Origin of the sequence: Allosphingosinicella sp. (assembly GCF_036402135.1) — a bacterium.
In the GTDB taxonomy this organism is placed as follows: Bacteria; Pseudomonadota; Alphaproteobacteria; order Sphingomonadales; family Sphingomonadaceae; genus Allosphingosinicella.
On record NZ_DASWTN010000029.1, the window covers coordinates 97,470 to 113,562 of the forward strand.

The 16,093-nt window shown below is 65.5% G+C and carries 18 protein-coding genes; 8 read left to right on the plus strand and 10 right to left on the minus strand.

The window, feature by feature from the left end:
• Positions 1 to 178 precede the first annotated feature (178 nt).
• Genes gluQRS through egtD form a run of 5 tightly spaced genes read left to right on the plus strand, consistent with a single transcriptional unit; the run spans position 179 to position 4,086 of the window.
• Positions 179 to 1,048: a tRNA glutamyl-Q(34) synthetase GluQRS gene (gene gluQRS / locus VGD10_RS08625; RefSeq protein WP_331040408.1), complete on the plus strand. Its 870-nt coding sequence runs from the start codon at positions 179 to 181 to the stop codon at positions 1,046 to 1,048.
• Positions 1,049 to 1,264 (plus strand): HIG1 domain-containing protein, encoded by a 216-nt coding sequence (locus VGD10_RS08630; RefSeq protein ID WP_331040409.1) that lies wholly within the window; start codon positions 1,049 to 1,051, stop codon positions 1,262 to 1,264.
• Between the two features lie 2 nt (positions 1,265 to 1,266).
• Positions 1,267 to 1,839: a cob(I)yrinic acid a,c-diamide adenosyltransferase gene (locus VGD10_RS08635; protein ID WP_331040426.1), complete on the plus strand. Its 573-nt coding sequence runs from the start codon at positions 1,267 to 1,269 to the stop codon at positions 1,837 to 1,839.
• 34 nt (positions 1,840 to 1,873) lie between these two features.
• Positions 1,874 to 3,121 (plus strand): ergothioneine biosynthesis protein EgtB, encoded by a 1,248-nt coding sequence (gene egtB / locus VGD10_RS08640; RefSeq protein WP_331040410.1) that lies wholly within the window; start codon positions 1,874 to 1,876, stop codon positions 3,119 to 3,121.
• Positions 3,121 to 4,086: an L-histidine N(alpha)-methyltransferase gene (egtD, locus tag VGD10_RS08645; protein WP_331040411.1), complete on the plus strand. Its 966-nt coding sequence runs from the start codon at positions 3,121 to 3,123 to the stop codon at positions 4,084 to 4,086. The genes egtB and egtD overlap by 1 nt, the downstream gene beginning before the upstream one ends.
• Here the strand turns inward: egtD and VGD10_RS08650 are convergent.
• Positions 4,083 to 4,640, minus strand: a complete 558-nt coding sequence (locus VGD10_RS08650; protein WP_331040412.1) for a DUF2585 domain-containing protein — start codon at positions 4,638 to 4,640, stop codon at positions 4,083 to 4,085. The two genes, egtD and VGD10_RS08650, sit on opposite strands and share 4 nt — an antisense overlap.
• 73 nt (positions 4,641 to 4,713) lie before the next feature.
• On the opposite strand from VGD10_RS08650, the gene gmk reads away from it, so the two are divergent.
• On the plus strand, positions 4,714 to 5,346 hold the full coding sequence (gene gmk, locus VGD10_RS08655; RefSeq protein WP_331040413.1) for a guanylate kinase: 633 nt from the start codon (positions 4,714 to 4,716) through the stop codon (positions 5,344 to 5,346).
• 6 nt (positions 5,347 to 5,352) lie between these two features.
• Here gmk and VGD10_RS08660 read toward each other — a convergent pair whose 3' ends face one another.
• Genes VGD10_RS08660 through VGD10_RS08685 form a run of 6 tightly spaced genes read right to left on the minus strand, consistent with a single transcriptional unit; the run spans position 5,353 to position 8,781 of the window.
• The gene (locus tag VGD10_RS08660) at positions 5,353 to 6,042 is read right to left on the minus strand and encodes an ATP12 family chaperone protein (RefSeq protein ID WP_331040427.1); all 690 of its coding nucleotides are present in this window, start codon (positions 6,040 to 6,042) and stop codon (positions 5,353 to 5,355) included.
• A complete protein-coding gene (locus VGD10_RS08665; RefSeq protein ID WP_331040414.1) occupies positions 6,039 to 6,269 on the minus strand; it encodes a hypothetical protein in 231 nt (76 codons plus the stop codon). Before VGD10_RS08665 ends, VGD10_RS08660 begins: the two co-directional genes overlap by 4 nt.
• Complete coding sequence (locus tag VGD10_RS08670) at positions 6,266 to 6,928, minus strand: HAD-IA family hydrolase (protein WP_331040415.1); 663 nt, start codon at positions 6,926 to 6,928, stop codon at positions 6,266 to 6,268. The genes VGD10_RS08665 and VGD10_RS08670 overlap by 4 nt, the downstream gene beginning before the upstream one ends.
• Positions 6,925 to 8,010, minus strand: coding sequence for an RluA family pseudouridine synthase (locus VGD10_RS08675; RefSeq protein ID WP_331040416.1), 1,086 nt, complete (start codon positions 8,008 to 8,010; stop codon positions 6,925 to 6,927). Before VGD10_RS08675 ends, VGD10_RS08670 begins: the two co-directional genes overlap by 4 nt.
• A complete protein-coding gene (locus VGD10_RS08680; protein WP_331040417.1) occupies positions 8,007 to 8,384 on the minus strand; it encodes a CrcB family protein in 378 nt (125 codons plus the stop codon). The genes VGD10_RS08675 and VGD10_RS08680 overlap by 4 nt, the downstream gene beginning before the upstream one ends.
• Positions 8,385 to 8,427: 43 nt before the next feature.
• Positions 8,428 to 8,781, minus strand: a complete 354-nt coding sequence (locus VGD10_RS08685; protein WP_331040418.1) for a ribose-phosphate pyrophosphokinase — start codon at positions 8,779 to 8,781, stop codon at positions 8,428 to 8,430.
• Positions 8,782 to 8,889: 108 nt separating this feature from the next.
• Between VGD10_RS08685 and rarD the strand changes: the two genes are divergently transcribed.
• Complete coding sequence (rarD, locus tag VGD10_RS08690) at positions 8,890 to 9,813, plus strand: EamA family transporter RarD (RefSeq protein WP_331040419.1); 924 nt, start codon at positions 8,890 to 8,892, stop codon at positions 9,811 to 9,813.
• Here the strand turns inward: rarD and VGD10_RS08695 are convergent.
• On the minus strand, positions 9,810 to 11,561 hold the full coding sequence (locus tag VGD10_RS08695) for a DUF885 domain-containing protein (RefSeq protein WP_331040420.1): 1,752 nt from the start codon (positions 11,559 to 11,561) through the stop codon (positions 9,810 to 9,812). The two genes, rarD and VGD10_RS08695, sit on opposite strands and share 4 nt — an antisense overlap.
• Before the next feature lie 133 nt (positions 11,562 to 11,694).
• Here VGD10_RS08695 and VGD10_RS08700 point away from each other — a divergent pair, with 133 nt between their 5' ends.
• The gene (locus VGD10_RS08700; RefSeq protein WP_331040421.1) at positions 11,695 to 13,101 is read left to right on the plus strand and encodes a peptide MFS transporter; all 1,407 of its coding nucleotides are present in this window, start codon (positions 11,695 to 11,697) and stop codon (positions 13,099 to 13,101) included.
• A 3-nt stretch (positions 13,102 to 13,104) separates the two neighbouring features.
• Here VGD10_RS08700 and cysN read toward each other — a convergent pair whose 3' ends face one another.
• Together cysN and cysD are read right to left on the minus strand one after the other, a co-directional pair.
• Positions 13,105 to 14,988 (minus strand): sulfate adenylyltransferase subunit CysN, encoded by a 1,884-nt coding sequence (cysN, locus tag VGD10_RS08705; RefSeq protein ID WP_331040422.1) that lies wholly within the window; start codon positions 14,986 to 14,988, stop codon positions 13,105 to 13,107.
• Complete coding sequence (gene cysD / locus VGD10_RS08710; RefSeq protein ID WP_414639516.1) at positions 14,988 to 15,896, minus strand: sulfate adenylyltransferase subunit CysD; 909 nt, start codon at positions 15,894 to 15,896, stop codon at positions 14,988 to 14,990. Before cysD ends, cysN begins: the two co-directional genes overlap by 1 nt.
• Between the last annotated feature and the right edge of the window lie 197 nt (positions 15,897 to 16,093).

Below are 16,093 nucleotides of genomic sequence, written 5' to 3' on the forward strand. Positions count from 1 at the left end.
ATTGGGCGAGACGAGCCTTCTCTCCTGTTCGCCACGCTTTGGCAGGGAAGCGTGACGAGGGCATGACACCACATGTAGCGACTCGTGGTCAAGTGCCGGTGTTATCCTCGATGCCCCTGACAGTCATTGGACAGAGGGCGCGGCAATCCGGCCACACCGAATTGGAAGTGCCGGGACCATGAAGGACAAAGTCACCCGCTTCGCGCCGAGCCCGACGGGGCGGTTGCATCTCGGCCATGCCTATTCGGCGCTTCTCGCCCACCGCTTCGCGCGGGAGCATGACGGCATCTTTTTGCTCCGGATCGAGGATATCGACCCGACACGTGCGCGACCGGAGCATATCGACGGCATCTTCGAGGATCTGGAATGGCTCGGCCTCAGCTTCGACGAGGAGATCGTCTACCAGTCGGAGCGGCTGGAAACCTATGCGGCTGCCCTTGAGGAACTGAAGGCGGACGGGCTCGTCTACCCCTGCTTCTGCACGCGCTCCGAAATCGCTGCCGAAGTCGCAGCCAGCGCCGCCGCGCCGCATGGCCCGGACGGGCCCCTCTATCCCGGCACCTGCCGCGGCCTTTCCGCCGAGGAGCGCGAGGCAAGGATCGCGAGGGAGGCGCATGCCTGGCGGCTCGACATCGCGCGCGCGGCAGCGGAAGCGGGACCGCTCTATTGGGAGGATGAGGATACCGAGGTGCAGGCGGAGCCGGAGCGGTTCGGCGACGTGGTGCTTGCGCGGAAGGACGCGCCGGTCAGCTATCATCTCGCGGTCACCATCGACGATGCGGCGCAGGGCGTCACCGACATCGTCCGCGGCCGGGACCTTTATGCCGCGACCGACGTCCATCGCCTGCTCCAGCATCTGCTCGGGCTGTCGACGCCGCACTACCATCATCACCCGCTGCTGCTCGGCCCAGACGGGCAGAGGCTCGCCAAGAGGCATGGTGCTCCCACCCTTGCCGAGCTTCGGCAGCAGGGCGCGGATCCAGAGAAACTTGCTGCCCACTTGCTCGCCGGGCGATTGCCTGCTGGATATTCGGCGGTAGGCGCCTAAATGGAGCCCATGCAGACGATCCTCATCATCCTCATCGTCCTTTCCGCCGCCGCCACGCTCTTCGTGCTCGTGAAGGGCGTGATCGGAATGGCGCAGGGCAAGGACGTCACCGGCATGCGTAGCCAGGACCTGATGCGGAAGCGCGTGATGTTCCAGGCGCTCGCCATCATCTTCGTCGTGCTGCTCCTGCTGCTTGCGAGCGGCAACGGGGCCTGACGCTGGTCAAGCTCACTAAAATCTATACTCGCACCGGCGATTCCGGCGAGACCGGTCTCGTCGACGGCTCCCGCGTCTCGACGGCCGATGCGCGCATGGCGGCGATCGGCGATGTCGATGAAGCGAACAGCGCCATCGGCGTCGCGCTCCTCCACGTCATGGACGAACGCGCGCGGCAGATGCTTTCGCGCATCCAGAACGAATTGTTCGACCTCGGCGCCGACCTTGCAACGCCGGGCGAGGATTTCGCGCAGTCCGAAATGACGCTCCGCATCGCGCCCGAGCAAATCGAGCGGCTGGAGAGCGAGATCGACGAGATGAACGAGGCGCTGGAGCCGCTCCGAAGCTTCATCCTTCCCGGAGGCGAAGCGGGCGCGGCGCATCTTCACCTCGCCCGCACCATCGTGCGGCGGGCGGAGCGGGTGGCAGTTGCAGCGTCGCGCGAAGTGCAGCTTAATCCGCTTGCACTCACCTACCTCAACCGCCTTTCAGATCACCTGTTCGTGACGGCACGCTATGTGGCTAAAGCGCGCGGCGACATTCTCTGGCAACCGGGCGCTACACGAAGCCGGTAACTTAGGTTATCCTTGCTCCGTCAGGAGGGAAGCGATGGCGACACAGGCCGAAGCCTCGGCAGGCGCCCCGCTCGCGGCGCGGTTCGAAGCCGTGCGCGCTCTCAGCCTTGCGATTGCGGCGCCCCTGTCGGACGCGGACGCCACGATCCAGCCGATGCCGGACGCCTCCCCCGCAAAATGGCATCTCGCCCATACAACCTGGTTCTTCGAAACATTCGTGCTGCGCGATCATGTACCCGGCTACGAACTATTCGCCGAGCGCTGGGCCTTCCTCTTCAACAGCTATTATGAGGCGGAGGGCGAACGGCATGCGCGCCCGCGCCGAGGCATGCTGAGCCGCCCGTCGCTGGACGAGGTGAAGGCCTATCGCGCTGCCGTAGACAAGGCGCTTCTCGCCGCGGTGCCGGACCTGCCTCTCCACGTACTCGATCTGGTGGAGCTCGGCCTCAATCACGAGCAGCAGCATCAGGAATTGATGCTGATGGACATGCTCGCGACCTTTGCGGCGAACCCGCTGCTTCCTGCCACCTGGAAAAGCCCACCGCGCCAGCCGACGCCGCTGCCCGGTGCCGTTAATTGGATCCCCGGCAAAACCGACGTGCACGGAATCGGCCATGACGGGCGCGGCTTTGCCTTCGATTGCGAGGGGCCGCGCCACGAGGTGCTGCTCCGCCCGCATGCGCTTGCCGAGCGCCTTGTGGCGAATGGCGAGTGGATCGAGTTCATCGGGGATGGCGGCTATACGCGCGCCGATCTCTGGCTGTCTGACGCCTGGGCATGGGTGCGGGAAAATGGCGTGGAGGCGCCGCTTTACTGGATGCGCGATGAGGAGGGCTGGCAGCGTTTCGGCCTCGACGGCGTCACGCCCGTCAGCCTTGCCGAGCCTGTCTGCCACATCAGCTATTACGAAGCCGACGCCTTCGCGCGGTGGGCCGGGGCGCGCCTCCCGACCGAGGCGGAGTGGGAGGTTGCTGCCGCTTCCGTCGATCCTTGCGGCGGCAACCAGCTGGATAGCGCGGGCGCGGTTCGGCCCATCGGCGGGGACAGTCTGTTCGGGGATGTGTGGCAATGGACGATGAGCGCCTATCTGCCCCATCCCGGCTTCCGCGCCGCCGAAGGCGCGGTCGGCGAATATAACGGCAAGTTCATGTCGGGGCAGATGGTTCTGAAGGGCGCAAGCTGCGCGACGCCGCGCGGGCATAGCCGGGCGAGTTACCGCAACTTCTTCTACCCGCATCAGCGCTGGATGTTCTCAGGGCTCCGGCTCGCCAAGGATCTCTGATGGACGCGCCTGTTTCCATCATCGAAGCCGATCCCGCCTTTCGTGCGGATGTACTTGCCGGGCTTGCCGCGCCCATTCCTGCAATACCCGCGCGCTGGCTCTACGACCGGCGCGGCTCGGAGCTGTTCGAGGCGATTACCGAGCTTCCAGAATATTATCCAACCCGCGTCGAGACAGCGCTGCTCCACCGCTACAGTCGCAGCGTCGCCGAGATGGCCGGGCGCGGCGCCGCCGTGATCGAGTTCGGCTCCGGCTCCTCCACGAAGACGCCGATCCTGCTCGAGGCGGTGCATCCCGCAGCCTATGTGCCGATCGACATTTCCGGCGACTTCCTTCGCGATTCCGCCGCGGCGCTGAAGGAGCGCATGCCGCTGCTCCCGATCCATCCTGTCGAAGCCGACTTCATGAAGCCGATCGATCTGCCGCAGGCGGTGGCGAAGCTGCCGAAGCTCGGCTTCTTTCCCGGCTCGACGATCGGCAACATGGTTGCCCGCACCGCCGTCGACCTTCTCCGGGCCATGAAGGACACGCTCGGGGTCGGCGCCTTCCTTCTCATCGGCATGGACAGGATCAAGGACGAAGAAGTGCTGATCCGCGCTTATGACGATGCGGCGGGGGTGACTGCGGAGTTCAACCTCAACCTCCTCCACCGCATCAATCGGGAGCTTCGGGGCACCATCCCGGTCGATGCCTTCCGCCACCATGCTATCTGGAACGACCGGATGAGCCGGATCGAGATGCACCTGGAGGCGCTTCGCGACGTGGAGTTCAGCGTCGAGGGGCAGAGTTTCGCCTTCAAGGCAGGCGAGACCATCCACACCGAGAACAGCCATAAATACGGCCTTCGCGACTCCCGGCTGCTGCTCCGCGCGGCCGGCTGGGGCGTCGCGACGGAATGGACGGACCCCGACGACCAGTTCGCCCTCATCCTCGCGCAGGCGGAAGCGCCGCGCTTCGCTCCCTAAAGCGACTGCCACTCCCGCACAGCATCCACCGGCGCCACCAGCATTAGGACGTTCAAGGTGAGGTTGTCGCGGATCGTCCAAAGCGTCAGCAGCTCGAAGAAGATGGCGATCGCGACCGTCGCCCAGACGGGAAGCCGCCGCGCGAGGAAGAAGCCGAGGCTCATCCAGCCGAGATCGGCGAGGCTGTTGAGGACGCTGTCGCCGTTGTAGCCGAAAGCGAACGTCGCCTCACGGTAGCGGTCGATGATGTACTGGTTGTTCTCCAGCAGCTCCCATCCCGCCTCGATCGCGACGGCGGCAATGTAGCGCTCGCCGATAGGGTTCCGGCGCAGGAACAGCCAGCCGAGCAGGTAGAAGAGGAAGCCGTGGATGATGTGGCTCGGCGTGTACCAGTCGGCGATATGCTGACTGTTGTCCGGCCCCTGGACGGTGCTGACCCACAGCTTTGCCGTGCCGCAGGTGCAGATGGGCGGCCGGCCCATGCAGAGCAGGATGAGCGCCATCACGGCGGCTAGGCCCAGCGCGATCAGCCAGTGGCGCCGTTCAATCTTCATTTCGCCACGGTAACAGCTGCGGCTCCCGCGTCAAAAGCTTGACGCCCGCACCCTCGCTCCGCCAGTAGCGCGCATGGCGACGGTCAATCCCCTCAAAAGGCGCGGGCTCCTCTTCATCCTTTCGAGCCCAAGCGGCGCCGGCAAGACCACCATTTCGCGCATGATTCTCGAGAGCGACGACGGGATCGGATTGTCCGTCTCTGCGACGACCCGGCCTATCCGCCCCGGTGAGGTGGACGGGAAGGACTATCATTTCGTCACCGACGCCGAGTTCGAACGGATGGTCGCGGACGGCGAATTCCTGGAATGGGCGCACGTCTTCGGCCATCGCTACGGCACGCTCCGGCGCGAAGTGACGAAGCAGATCGAGGGCGCGCAGGACGTGCTTCTCGATATCGACTGGCAAGGCACGCAGCAGTTGAAGCAGGTCGATCCCGACATCGTCCGCGTCTTCATCCTCCCGCCCTCCATGGAGGAGTTGGAGCGGCGGCTCCGCTCCCGGGGCACGGACAGCGACGAGGTGATCGCCAACCGCATGTCCCGCGCCAAGGCGGAGATCAGCCACTGGGCCGAATATGATTATGTTTTCATCAACGACGATGCCGAACATTGCAGGAAGCTCGTCCACACGGTGCTGAAGGCCGAGCGCCTGAAGGCCACGCGCCGCATCTTCCTCCACGACTTCGTGCGAAGCCTGATCGGCTAACGCCCACTAGAGAAGCTGGAGGAAATGGTGTGCGGCTTCGAAATCGCGCCGCCGCGCCTCTAGCGCCTTGCTCGCCTCCGCATCCTCGCCCCATTGCTCGGCCTGCCAAGCCTCATCGAGCGTGGCTGCATTCCAGGCAGCTTCCAAGTCGATCGCTCCTTCCGCCAACGCCAAGGCAATGATTAGCGAGCCGCTGATCGTCACCAGCGGCGACAGCGCCGCAAGCTCGAATGCCGTTCGCGCCGCCACAGCCTGGGAGAGCTGCTTCAAGGTCATCTCATGCTGCGGCCGGTGCATGATGCCGCAGACCAGTTCGAAGTCGACGTCGAAGCGCCGCCGCGCCCAGGCAAGGAGCGGGTCCCAAATATCCGCCTGCCGCTGCACGAGCGCCTGCGGCGTATCGGCGCGGTAGCAGAGAAGGTCGCTCTCCCCGTAGGCGCCGAGACCTGCCGCAAAGGTATCGGGGTCAGGCGCCACCCGGTCGATGGCCGCGTTGGCGAGACCCGTGAGCGGCATCGAGCGCGGATCGATTTCCTCGGCCTGCCCATTCCATTCGGCGGCGACCGCGGCGGCAAGCTGCTTAGTCGGCACGAAGAGCTCGGCGCGCGCGGGCGTCTTCACCCGCCGCCCGTCGAGCAGGATTTCATATCCGCCATCGGCTGGGGCGGCCTCGGCATTCTGGTAGAAACGCTTCATGGCGCGGGCGGCGTCCGCCATTTCCGGGCGAGCCATTTCGGTGCGAGGAAGCTTCCGATCACGCCAATCAGTGCAATGGGAAAACCGATAATCGATCCTCCTTCGACGATCTTGTCCGTCTGCCAAATGACGAGGCCGAGGAAAACCATGATCGTGAAACCGATCCGGCTCATCTGGATCATGATGAAGCGGTTCCGCCATGTGGCTTCGTCGATCTCTCGGCTCATACAAGGGCCTTTATGTACGCGTTGATGTCGGCGGGGCGGCTGGCGATGAAATGAGCGCCGGCGGCCTCCAGTTCCGCTGCGGAGTGATAGCCCCAGGCGACGCCGATCGCCGTGACTCCCGCCGCCCGCGCCATCGCCATGTCGAAGCTTGTGTCGCCGATCATCAGGGTCGTTTCCGGCGCGGCGCCCGCATCCGCCATCGCCTGCTCGATCATCGACGGGTGCGGCTTCGACGGATGCCGGTCGGCCGTCTGCAGCGTGACGAAGCGGGGATGAAGCCCGTGCCGCTCAAGGCAGAGCCGAAGGCCGCGGTCCGACTTGCCCGTCGCGACGCCCAGCAGCCAGCCGTCCGCATCCAGTTCCTCGATCAGCTCGACCACGCCGTCATAAAGCGGCTCTTCGACCAGCCCTCGTCCGCGGAGCCGCTGGAAGGCGAGCTTGTAATCCTCTGCCAAAGCGAGGTGCATTCCGGGTTCTGCTTCCGGAAGCATCGCCTGCATCGCCTCGTAAAGGCTGAGCCCGACCACCCGCCGCGTCCGCTCGCGCGGCGGCGAGGGCAAGCCGGCGCGCGTGAAGCAATCTTCCATCGCTAGGCAAATATTCGCTCCGCTGTCGACGAGCGTCCCGTCGCAGTCGAAGATAGCGAGGCGGTTCGTCACCGGCCGCTCCTCGATCGCCGCTCACCCCGCCGCTCCTTGCGTCGGGCCTTGGCGGCAGCAGTTGCCGCCTTCCTTTTGCCCTCCGGCGTCTCAGAAAATTTCGGCTCGTCGAGCGGCAGATCGCCGAGTGCGGGATCGAAGCCGAGGCTGGCGATGCTGTCCGCGAAATGATCGGGCAGCTCCGCGGTCACATCGACCCGCCCGCCGTCGGGATGATCGATCCTGATGCGCCGGGCATGGAGGTGCAGCTTGCGGCTGATCGCGCCGGTCAGGAACGCCTCCTGGCCGCCATATTTGCCGTCGCCGACGATCGGATGACCGATCGCCGCCATATGGACGCGAAGCTGGTGGGTGCGGCCGGTATAAGGCTGCAGCTCGACCCAGGCGGCGCGGTTGCCCGCCCGCTCGATCAGGCGGTAGCGTGTCTTGGAGGGAAGCCCGTTCTCCTCGTCGACATGCATCTTCTCGCCGCCCGTGCCCAGCTGCTTGGCGATAGGAAGATCGATGAAGCCGTCCCTGATCTCCGGCACGCCGACGACGAGCGCCCAATAGACTTTGCGCGCAGTCCGGCCCGAAAAGGATTTCGAAAAGAAGGCGGCGCTTCGCGGCGTCCGCGCAAGAAGCAGCACGCCCGACGTGTCCTTGTCGAGCCGGTGGACGAGCTTCGGCCGCGGCCCTTCATCGGCAAGGCCGTCGAGCAGTCCGTCCAGATGCGTCTGGGTCTTGGTGCCGCCTTGCGTCGCAAGGCCAGGCGGCTTGTTGACGACGATCGCCTGCGCGTCGCGGTGGATCACCATTTCCCGGACAAACGCGATCTCGTCCTCGCTCAGCTGCCGCCTCTCCACCTTCGGCTTCGGCGCGGCAGGCGGTTCGGCAGGCGGTACGCGGATGATCTGGCCGGCTTCGATCCGATCGCCCGGCGCTGCGCGCTTGCCGTCGACGCGAAGCTGTCCTGTCCGCGCCCAGCGCGACACGATGTTGAACGTCGCGTCCGGCAGGTGTCGCTTGAACCAGCGGTCGAGCCTGATGCCGTCATCTTCGGCATCGACGGTGAACTGGCGAACGTCCCCGGCAAGGCTCATGCGCCTGCTCCCGACAGCCAAAGGCCCAGGAAGGTCAGCAGGAGCGCGCCGATCACCGACGACGCCACATAGAAAGCGGCCGCTGCATATTGCCCTTCGAAGATCATGAAGGCGGTTTCTGCGCTGAAGGCCGAAAAGGTTGTGAAGCCGCCCAATATGCCCGTGAGGATGAAAACTCGGATCGTGTCGCCCTCGCCGCCCCGGGCCAGGATGATGCCCAGCGCCAGCCCGGCAAGCAAGCTCCCTACAAGGTTCACCGCCCAAGTGCCCCAAGGGAAGGCGGCGCTCGCCCGCTGCGCGGCGATCAAGGTGACGCCGTAGCGAACGCCCGCGCCGATGGCGCCGCCGATCATTACGAGGAGGAAATTGGGCATGGGCGGCGATGTAGCGACGGCGGACGGCGTGCGCCAGTGCGGCTTAGCGCCCACGCCAGTAAGCGAAGGTCTCCGCCTGCACTTTGCGGATGAAGGCTGCCGCCTCCCGCCCCTCCCATGGCCCGTCATAGCCCCGGCTCCGCGCGCCGCCGGCAACCCACCAGCCTTGTCCCGGAAGACCATCGCTCTGCCTCACGACCAGCACGGCAAGCTCCGGCTCCCCCCGAGCCTCCGCCTCCTCGTCGACGGCGCCGAGAATAGAGCAAAGCGCCCGCATCTTCGGCCGCGAAAAGGCATAGCCCAATTGCTCCAGCACTTCGGCATAGGTGAGCGCCGTTCCGCCCTTGGCCGCGCCGACCAGGATCGCGCGCACTTCTTCCGGTTCGGCAAGCGTCATGGCTCCAGATTAGCGCATCGCCGCCCCTGCACCAATTTGTCTCACTGGATGGTGCATCCACTTTGCACCGGCTTGTGGAGCATCCCGCCGAGGCCTAGGTGCCCCCATATGAACTCCCCCGCACAGGATCACGCGCGGGCCCGCGGCGGGCTCTTTCTAGGCTTCGGCGCCTACCTTCTCTGGGGGGTGCTGCCGCTCTATTTCAAGGCGCTGGCGCATGTCGATCCGGTCGAGATCGTCGCCCACCGCATCCTCTGGTCTTTGCTGTTCCTCGGTGCTCTGGCGACCCTGTGGAGCCGCTGGGGCGCAATCCGGGAGGCGGTGAGGACGCCGAAGGTTTTAGGCGTGCTCGCCCTCACCTCGGTACTGATCGGCACCAATTGGCTGGTCTACATTTGGGCAGTTTTGAACGGCCATGTGCTGGAGGGCAGCCTCGGCTATTATCTCAACCCGCTCGTCAACGTGCTGCTGGGCGTCCTCCTTCTGAAGGAGAAGCTCAGCAATCCGCAAAAGGCCGCGGTTGGCCTAGCCGCGGCGGGCGTGGCCGTGCTGGCGGTAGGCGCCGGCAGTGGCCTCTGGATCAGCCTTACGCTTGCCTCGAGCTTCGCCCTTTACGGCTTCCTCCGGAAGGTGACGCCGGTGGACTCGCTGGAAGGTCTGTCTATCGAGACGGTGATCCTCGCGCCGCTCGCGCTCCTCTGGGTACTGTGGCTCAGCTCGAAGGGCGAAAGCGGCCTCGGCGTGGATACGGCGACAACCTTGCTGCTCGTCGCGGCAGGCGCGATCACGGCCGTGCCCCTCCTCCTCTTCACCGCCGCAGCCAAGCGCCTTCCTTATTCGACACTCGGCTTCCTCCAATATATCGCGCCGTCGCTCCAGTTCCTGCTGGCGGTGCTCCTCTTCGGCGAGAAGCTGACGACGGCGCACGTCATCTGCTTCGCCGCCATCTGGACGGCGCTCGCCATCTTCGCGGCGGAAGGGATCAGGCTCGGCCGCCGCGCCGCGAAGGCGCGCGCCGCCGCGACCGCCTAAGCCCGCGCTTTCTCAGCGGCGATCCACTCGCCGACCTGGGTTTCGAGCACGTCGAGCGGCACCGAGCCCTGCAGCAGAACCGCGTCGTGGAAGCGGCGAAGGTCGAACTTGGTGCCAAGCTCCCGCTCCGCCCGCGCGCGAAGCTCGCGGATGCGAATGTTGCCGATCATGTAACCGAGCGCCTGACCGGGCCAGGAGATGTATCGGTTCACTTCCGCATCGATGTTGGCATCGGTGAGCGCCGTGTTCTGTTTCATGAAGGCGACGGCTCGCGCCTTGTCCCAGCCCTTCGAATGGATGCCGGTATCGACCACCAGCCGCGCCGCGCGCCACATCTGGTAGCTCAGCTGCCCCATACGCTTCGCAGGCGTGTCGTAGAGGCCCATCTCCTTGCCGAGGCTTTCGGCATAAAGGCCCCAACCCTCGGTAAAGGCGGTAAATCCGACGAAGTTCTTGCGATACGGCGCGAGCTCCATCTCCTGCTGCAGGGCGATCTGATGATGGTGACCTGGCACCGCCTCGTGCAGGCTGAGCGCCGGAATTTCCCAAAGCGGCCGCTGGTTCAGCTTCGACGTGTTCACATAATAGTTTCCGGCGAGGCCGCTCTCGGGCGATCCAGCCTGGTAATATGCCGTAGTAGTGCCCTCCGCGATCTCTGGAGGCACCACGCGAATGCCGTAGGGAAGCCGCGGCAAGGTCTTGAACAGCTCCGGCATCTTGCCGTCCACCAGCTTGCTGATCCGCGCCGTCTCCTTCATCAGCTCGTCGGGCGTCGTCGCAAAATATTTTGGATTGGTGCGAAGGTCCTGGATAAACGCTTCGCGGCTCGCGAAGCCCGCCTCCTTCGCCACTTGCTCCATCTCCGCCCGAATGCGTGCGGCTTCCTTAAGGCCGATCTCGTGGATCTGGTCCGGCGTCAGGTTGGTGGTCGTCTCCTGCCGCACCCGGAAGGCGTAATAGTCCCGCCCGCCCGGCTGCGACGAGATGCTGTCCGATTTGGCGCAGGCCGGCTTGTAGGTCTGCCGATAGAAATCGCGGTGCTTCGCGTAAGCCGGGTTCAATACATCGGTGATGACGGTGCGGGCGCGCTGCTGCATCGCGGCCCATTCCCCCTCGCTCACATCGGCGGGGCGCGTCCGGGTGAAGGGCTCGTAGAATCGCGACTTCGTCGGATCCTCAACGATCACGCCGGAAATGCTGCGCTCCGTATTTTCCAGCACCGAGCAGGGAAGGACGAAGCCTTCGCGCACAGCCTCGGCTGTCGTCTGGAGCGAGGCATCGTTCATGCGCGGATATTGGGGCAGGCGGGTGAGATAGCTTTCATAGTCCGCCTTGGTGCGAAATGGCAGCGAGTCCGCCATGCCGGCAAACCCCTGGTGCCAGCCGAAATAGGTTGTGAAGAGCATCTTCCGCTGCCCGTAACGCTCTGCTTCGAGCGACTCCTCCAGCCCCCGCTTCAGGATCGCATGGGTCGTGCGGTCGGACGCGCTGAGCTGCGCGCTGGGTATCTCGTTCAGGCGGCGGAGAAAGCTCTCCGTCTGCGCCAGCCGCTTCCGCCGCGCCTCCTCGCCGAATTCGCCGATCGTGTTGTCGTAATCGCGGACGCCGAGCGAGGTCGCATAGACCGGATTTTCCTTCAGCAGCCACGCATAATGCTCGTCCAGCAGACGCCGGAAATCGTCCGCAGGCGCCGCCGCAACTGGCGACGCGCAGGCAACAAGCAAGGCAAGAAGAACGGAACGGCGCATCACTCTCTCCATATCGTTATGCCCGCACCCTATCCTGCCGCTGGGCCCGCGCAAGTACCGCCAGGCGAAAGCCACTGGCGTCCGTTTATTTTGGCGCTAGGTTCCCCCCGCAAAATATAGCTGGGGAGTTGCCATGAGCTTGGCCGAAGCGACGCCGGAACTGGATATCGCCGATCGCGACGCGCGGAACGACCGCGCCTTTTTCGGTCACCCCAAGGGGCTCGGCTATCTTGCCTTCACCGAGACCTGGGAGCGTTTCTCCTACTACGGCATGCAAACGTTGCTCGTTCTCTACATGGTGAACGAGCTGCTGCTTCCCGGGCATATCGAAAATGTCGTCGGTTTCGAGAGCCTCCGCGGTCTCTACGGCAATATCGAGGGGCAGGCACTCGCCTCCGCCATCTTCGGCACCTATACCAGTCTCGTCTATCTGACGCCGATCCTCGGCGGCCTGCTTGCCGACCGGGTGTTAGGGAAACGCCGGACGGTGATGCTCGGCGCGATCACCATGGCTGCAGGCCATTTCATGATGGCGTTCGAGGCGAGTTTCCTTTTCGCCTTGCTCTTCCTCATCATCGGCAACGGCATGTTCAAGGGAAATATCGCGAGCCAGGTGGGCGCGCTTTACGGCCCGGACGATCTCCGCCGCGCAAGCGCCTTCCAGATCTTCTTCCTCGGCATCAATGCGGCGGTCATCGCCTCTCCGCTTGTGGTCGGCACGCTCGGCGAAGGGGTTGGCTGGCATTGGGGCTTCGGCGCCGCGGGTGTCGGCATGCTCATCGGCCTCGTCATCTATATCGCGGGCCAGAAGCATCTTCCGAAGGAGCATTTCGACCGCCGCGCCGCCGGCGAGAAGGCGGAAAGGCCGAAGCTCACCCGCACCGATTGGAGCGCACTCATCGCGCTCTTCCTGCTCATCCCCGTGATGGCGGTGGGCTTCCTTCCGAACCAGCAGATCTTCAACGCCTATCTCGTCTGGGGCGACCGGCAGTTCGACCTCGAATTCATGGGAACGCAGCTCCCGACGAGCTGGCTCATCACGTTGGATGCGATCACCAGCGTCAGCTTCCTTGCCTTGGTCGCGCTTTTCTACGCCTGGTACGGCAAGCGCCGGAAAGAGCCGGACGAGGTCACCAAGATGATCATCGGCTCCGTCTTCGTCGTGGGCGGACTGCTCTGCCTGTTCGTGGCGGCCGCCACGACGCCCGAGGGCGAAAAGATCGGCCTTTTCTGGCCGGTGATGTTCCACCTGCTGAACAGCATCGGCTTCGCGCATATGCTTCCTGTCAGCCTCGCCCTTTTCGCCAAGGTCGCGCCGAAGGCCGTGAACGCGACGGTGATCGGCATCTATTATCTCACCTTCGTCGCCGCGAACGCGATGGTCGGCTATGTCGGCGGCTGGCTGGACACGATGCCGACGACGAGCTTCTGGCTGATGCACGCGGGCTTCGCAGCCGTTGCGGGCTTCGTCTTCCTGCTCTTCAAGATCTTCCTCTCAAAGCGCCTCGTCCAGGCGGAGCCGGCGCCGCTGCCCGACTGATCGTCAGTCGAGCAAGGCGCGGGTGACGAGGTCGGCTGCCTCTTCGGGGGACATTTGCGTGGTGTCGATCCGGATTTCCGCCTGCTCCGGCTCCTCATAGGGGCTGTCGATGCCGGTGAAATTGGCGAGCTGGCCCGCCCGCGCCTTCCTATAGAGACCTTTGGCGTCACGCCGTTCCGCTTCGTCGAGCGGGGTATCGACGAACACTTCGATGAACTCGCCGTCGGGCAGCATGTCGCGGACCATCCGCCGCTCCGCACGGAATGGCGAGATGAAGGCGCAGAGGACGATGAGGCCGGCGTCCGCCATCAGCTTCGCGACTTCGCCGACGCGGCGGACGTTCTCGACCCGGTCGGCGTCGGTGAAGCCGAGATCCTGGTTGAGGCCGTGGCGCACGTTGTCGCCGTCGAGCAGGTAGGTGTGATAACCGAGCGCGAGCAGGCGCTTCTCGACGAGGTTCGCGATCGTCGACTTGCCCGCGCCCGACAGGCCGGTGAACCACAGGCAGCGCGCCGTCTGGCCCTTCGCGCGGGCGCGCGCCGCCTTCGAGACTTCCAGATGCTGCCAGTGGATGTTCGCGGCGCGCCGCAGCGCGAAGTCGAGCGTGCCGGCGCCGACGGTCGCGTTGGTCTGGCGGTCGATCAGCACGAACGCGCCGAGCGTGCGGTTGTCGGCGTACGCCTCGAACGGGATCGGCTGGTCGAGGCCGAGGTTGCAGTACGCGACCTCGTTGAGGTCGAGGTGCTTCGCCGCCAGGTGCGCCTGCGTGTTGACGTCGACCTTGTGCTTGATCTCCGTGACCTGCGCGCTGACGGTGCGCGCGCCGATCTTCAGCCAGTACGGCCGCCCCGGCAGCAGCGGCGCGTCGCTCATCCACAGCAGGTGCGCGGCGAACTGGTCGGCGACTTCCGCCGGCGCGTCGCCGGCGGCGATCACGTCGCCGCGGCTGATGTCGACCTCGTCGGCGAGCGTCAGCACGACCGGCTGGCCGGCGTGCGCGCGCGGCAGGTCGCCGTCGGCGGTGACGATGCGGGCGACCGTCGAGCGGCGGCCGGACGGCAGCACGACGACCGGATCGCCCGGGGCGACGGTGCCGGCCGCGATCGTGCCGGCGAAACCGCGGAAGTTCTGGTTCGGACGGCAGACCCACTGCACCGGCATCCGCAGCGCGGCGGTCCCGGCGGCACGCGACGTGTCGACCGACTCCAGGTACTCGAGCAGCGTCGGGCCGTCGTACCACGGCATCGCCGGCGAGCGTTCGAGCATGTTGTCGCCCTTCAGCGCCGACAGCGGGATCGGCTGCACGTTCGGGATGCCGAGCTGCGCGGCGAGCTCGCGGTAACCGGCGACGATGTCGTCGAACACGCCTTCGTCGTAGCCGACGAGGTCCATCTTGTTCACCGCCAGCAGCACGTGGCGGATGCCCAGCAGCGAGACGATGTAGCTGTGGCGGCGGGTCTGGGTCAGCAGCCCCTTGCGCGCGTCGACGAGCACCACCGCGAGCTCGGCGGTGGACGCGCCGGTGGCCATGTTGCGGGTGTACTGCTCGTGGCCCGGGCAATCGGCGACGATGAACTTGCGGCGGTCGGTGCTGAAGTAGCGGTACGCGACGTCGATCGTGATGCCCTGCTCGCGCTCCGCGGCGAGGCCGTCGACGAGCAGCGCGAAGTCGATCTCGCCGTTCTGGGTCCCGTGGCGCACGCTGTCCTTCTCGAGGGCGGCGAGCTGGTCGTCGAACAGCAGCTTCGTGTCGTGCAGCAGGCGGCCGATCAGCGTGCTCTTGCCGTCGTCGACGGAGCCGCAGGTGATGAAGCGCAGCAGGCCCTTCGTCTCGTGCTGCTGCAGGTAGGCGGCGACCGCGGCCGCGTGGTCGGAGGCGGCGTTCATCAGAAATAGCCCTCCTGCTTCTTCTTCTCCATCGACGCCGACGGATCGTGGTCGATCACGCGGCCCTGCCGTTCGGAGGTCGTCGCGACGAGCATCTCGGCGATGATCGCCTCGAGCGTGTCGGCCTCCGAGTCGATCGCGCCGGTCAACGGATAGCAGCCGAGCGTGCGGAAACGGACCTTGCGCTGCTGCGGCACTTCGCCGGGGCGCAGCGGCAGCCGCTCGTCGTCGACCATGATCAGCGCACCGTCGCGCTCGACGACCGGCCGCTCCTTCGCGAAGTACAGCGTCGGCACCGGGATCTTCTCGCGGAAGATGTACAGCCAGACGTCGAGTTCGGTCCAGTTGGAGATCGGGAACACGCGCACCGACTCGCCCTTGTGGATCCGCGTGTTGTAGACGTCCCACAGCTCGGGACGCTGGTTCTTCGGGTCCCAGCGGTGCTGCGCGCTGCGGAACGAGAACACGCGCTCCTTCGCGCGCGACTTCTCCTCGTCCCGGCGCGCGCCGCCGATCGCCGCGTCGAAGCCCCACTTGTCGAGCGCCTGCTTCAGGCCCTGCGTCTTCATCACGTCGGTGTGCACGGTCGCGCCGTGGGTGATCGGTCCCATGCCCTGCGCGACGCCGTCCGGATTCGTGTGCGTGCGCAACTCGACGCCCGTCTCGGCGGCCCGGCGGTCGCGGAACGCGATCATCTCGCGGAACTTCCAGCCGGTGTCGACGTGCAGCAGCGGAATCGGCGGTTTCGCCGGGTGGAACGCCTTCACCAGCAGGTGCAGCAGCACCGAGCTGTCCTTGCCTACCGAATAGAGCATCACCGGGTTGGCGAACTCCGACGCCACCTCGCGCAGGATGTGGATGCTCTCGGCCTCGAGGCGGTCGAGATGGGACAGGCGGTGTTCGTCGATCATCGAGCGCCCTTTCCTAAGACGTGTCGCGGAGCGGAGTTCAGAACGGCCAGACGCGCGGGATCGCCCACAGCACGGCGATGCCCACGACGATCGACAGCGGCAGGCCGACACGGACGTAATCCATGAAACGGTAACCGCCGGGGCCGTAGACCATCAGGTTGGTCTGGTAGCCGATCGGCGTGATGAAGCCGTTC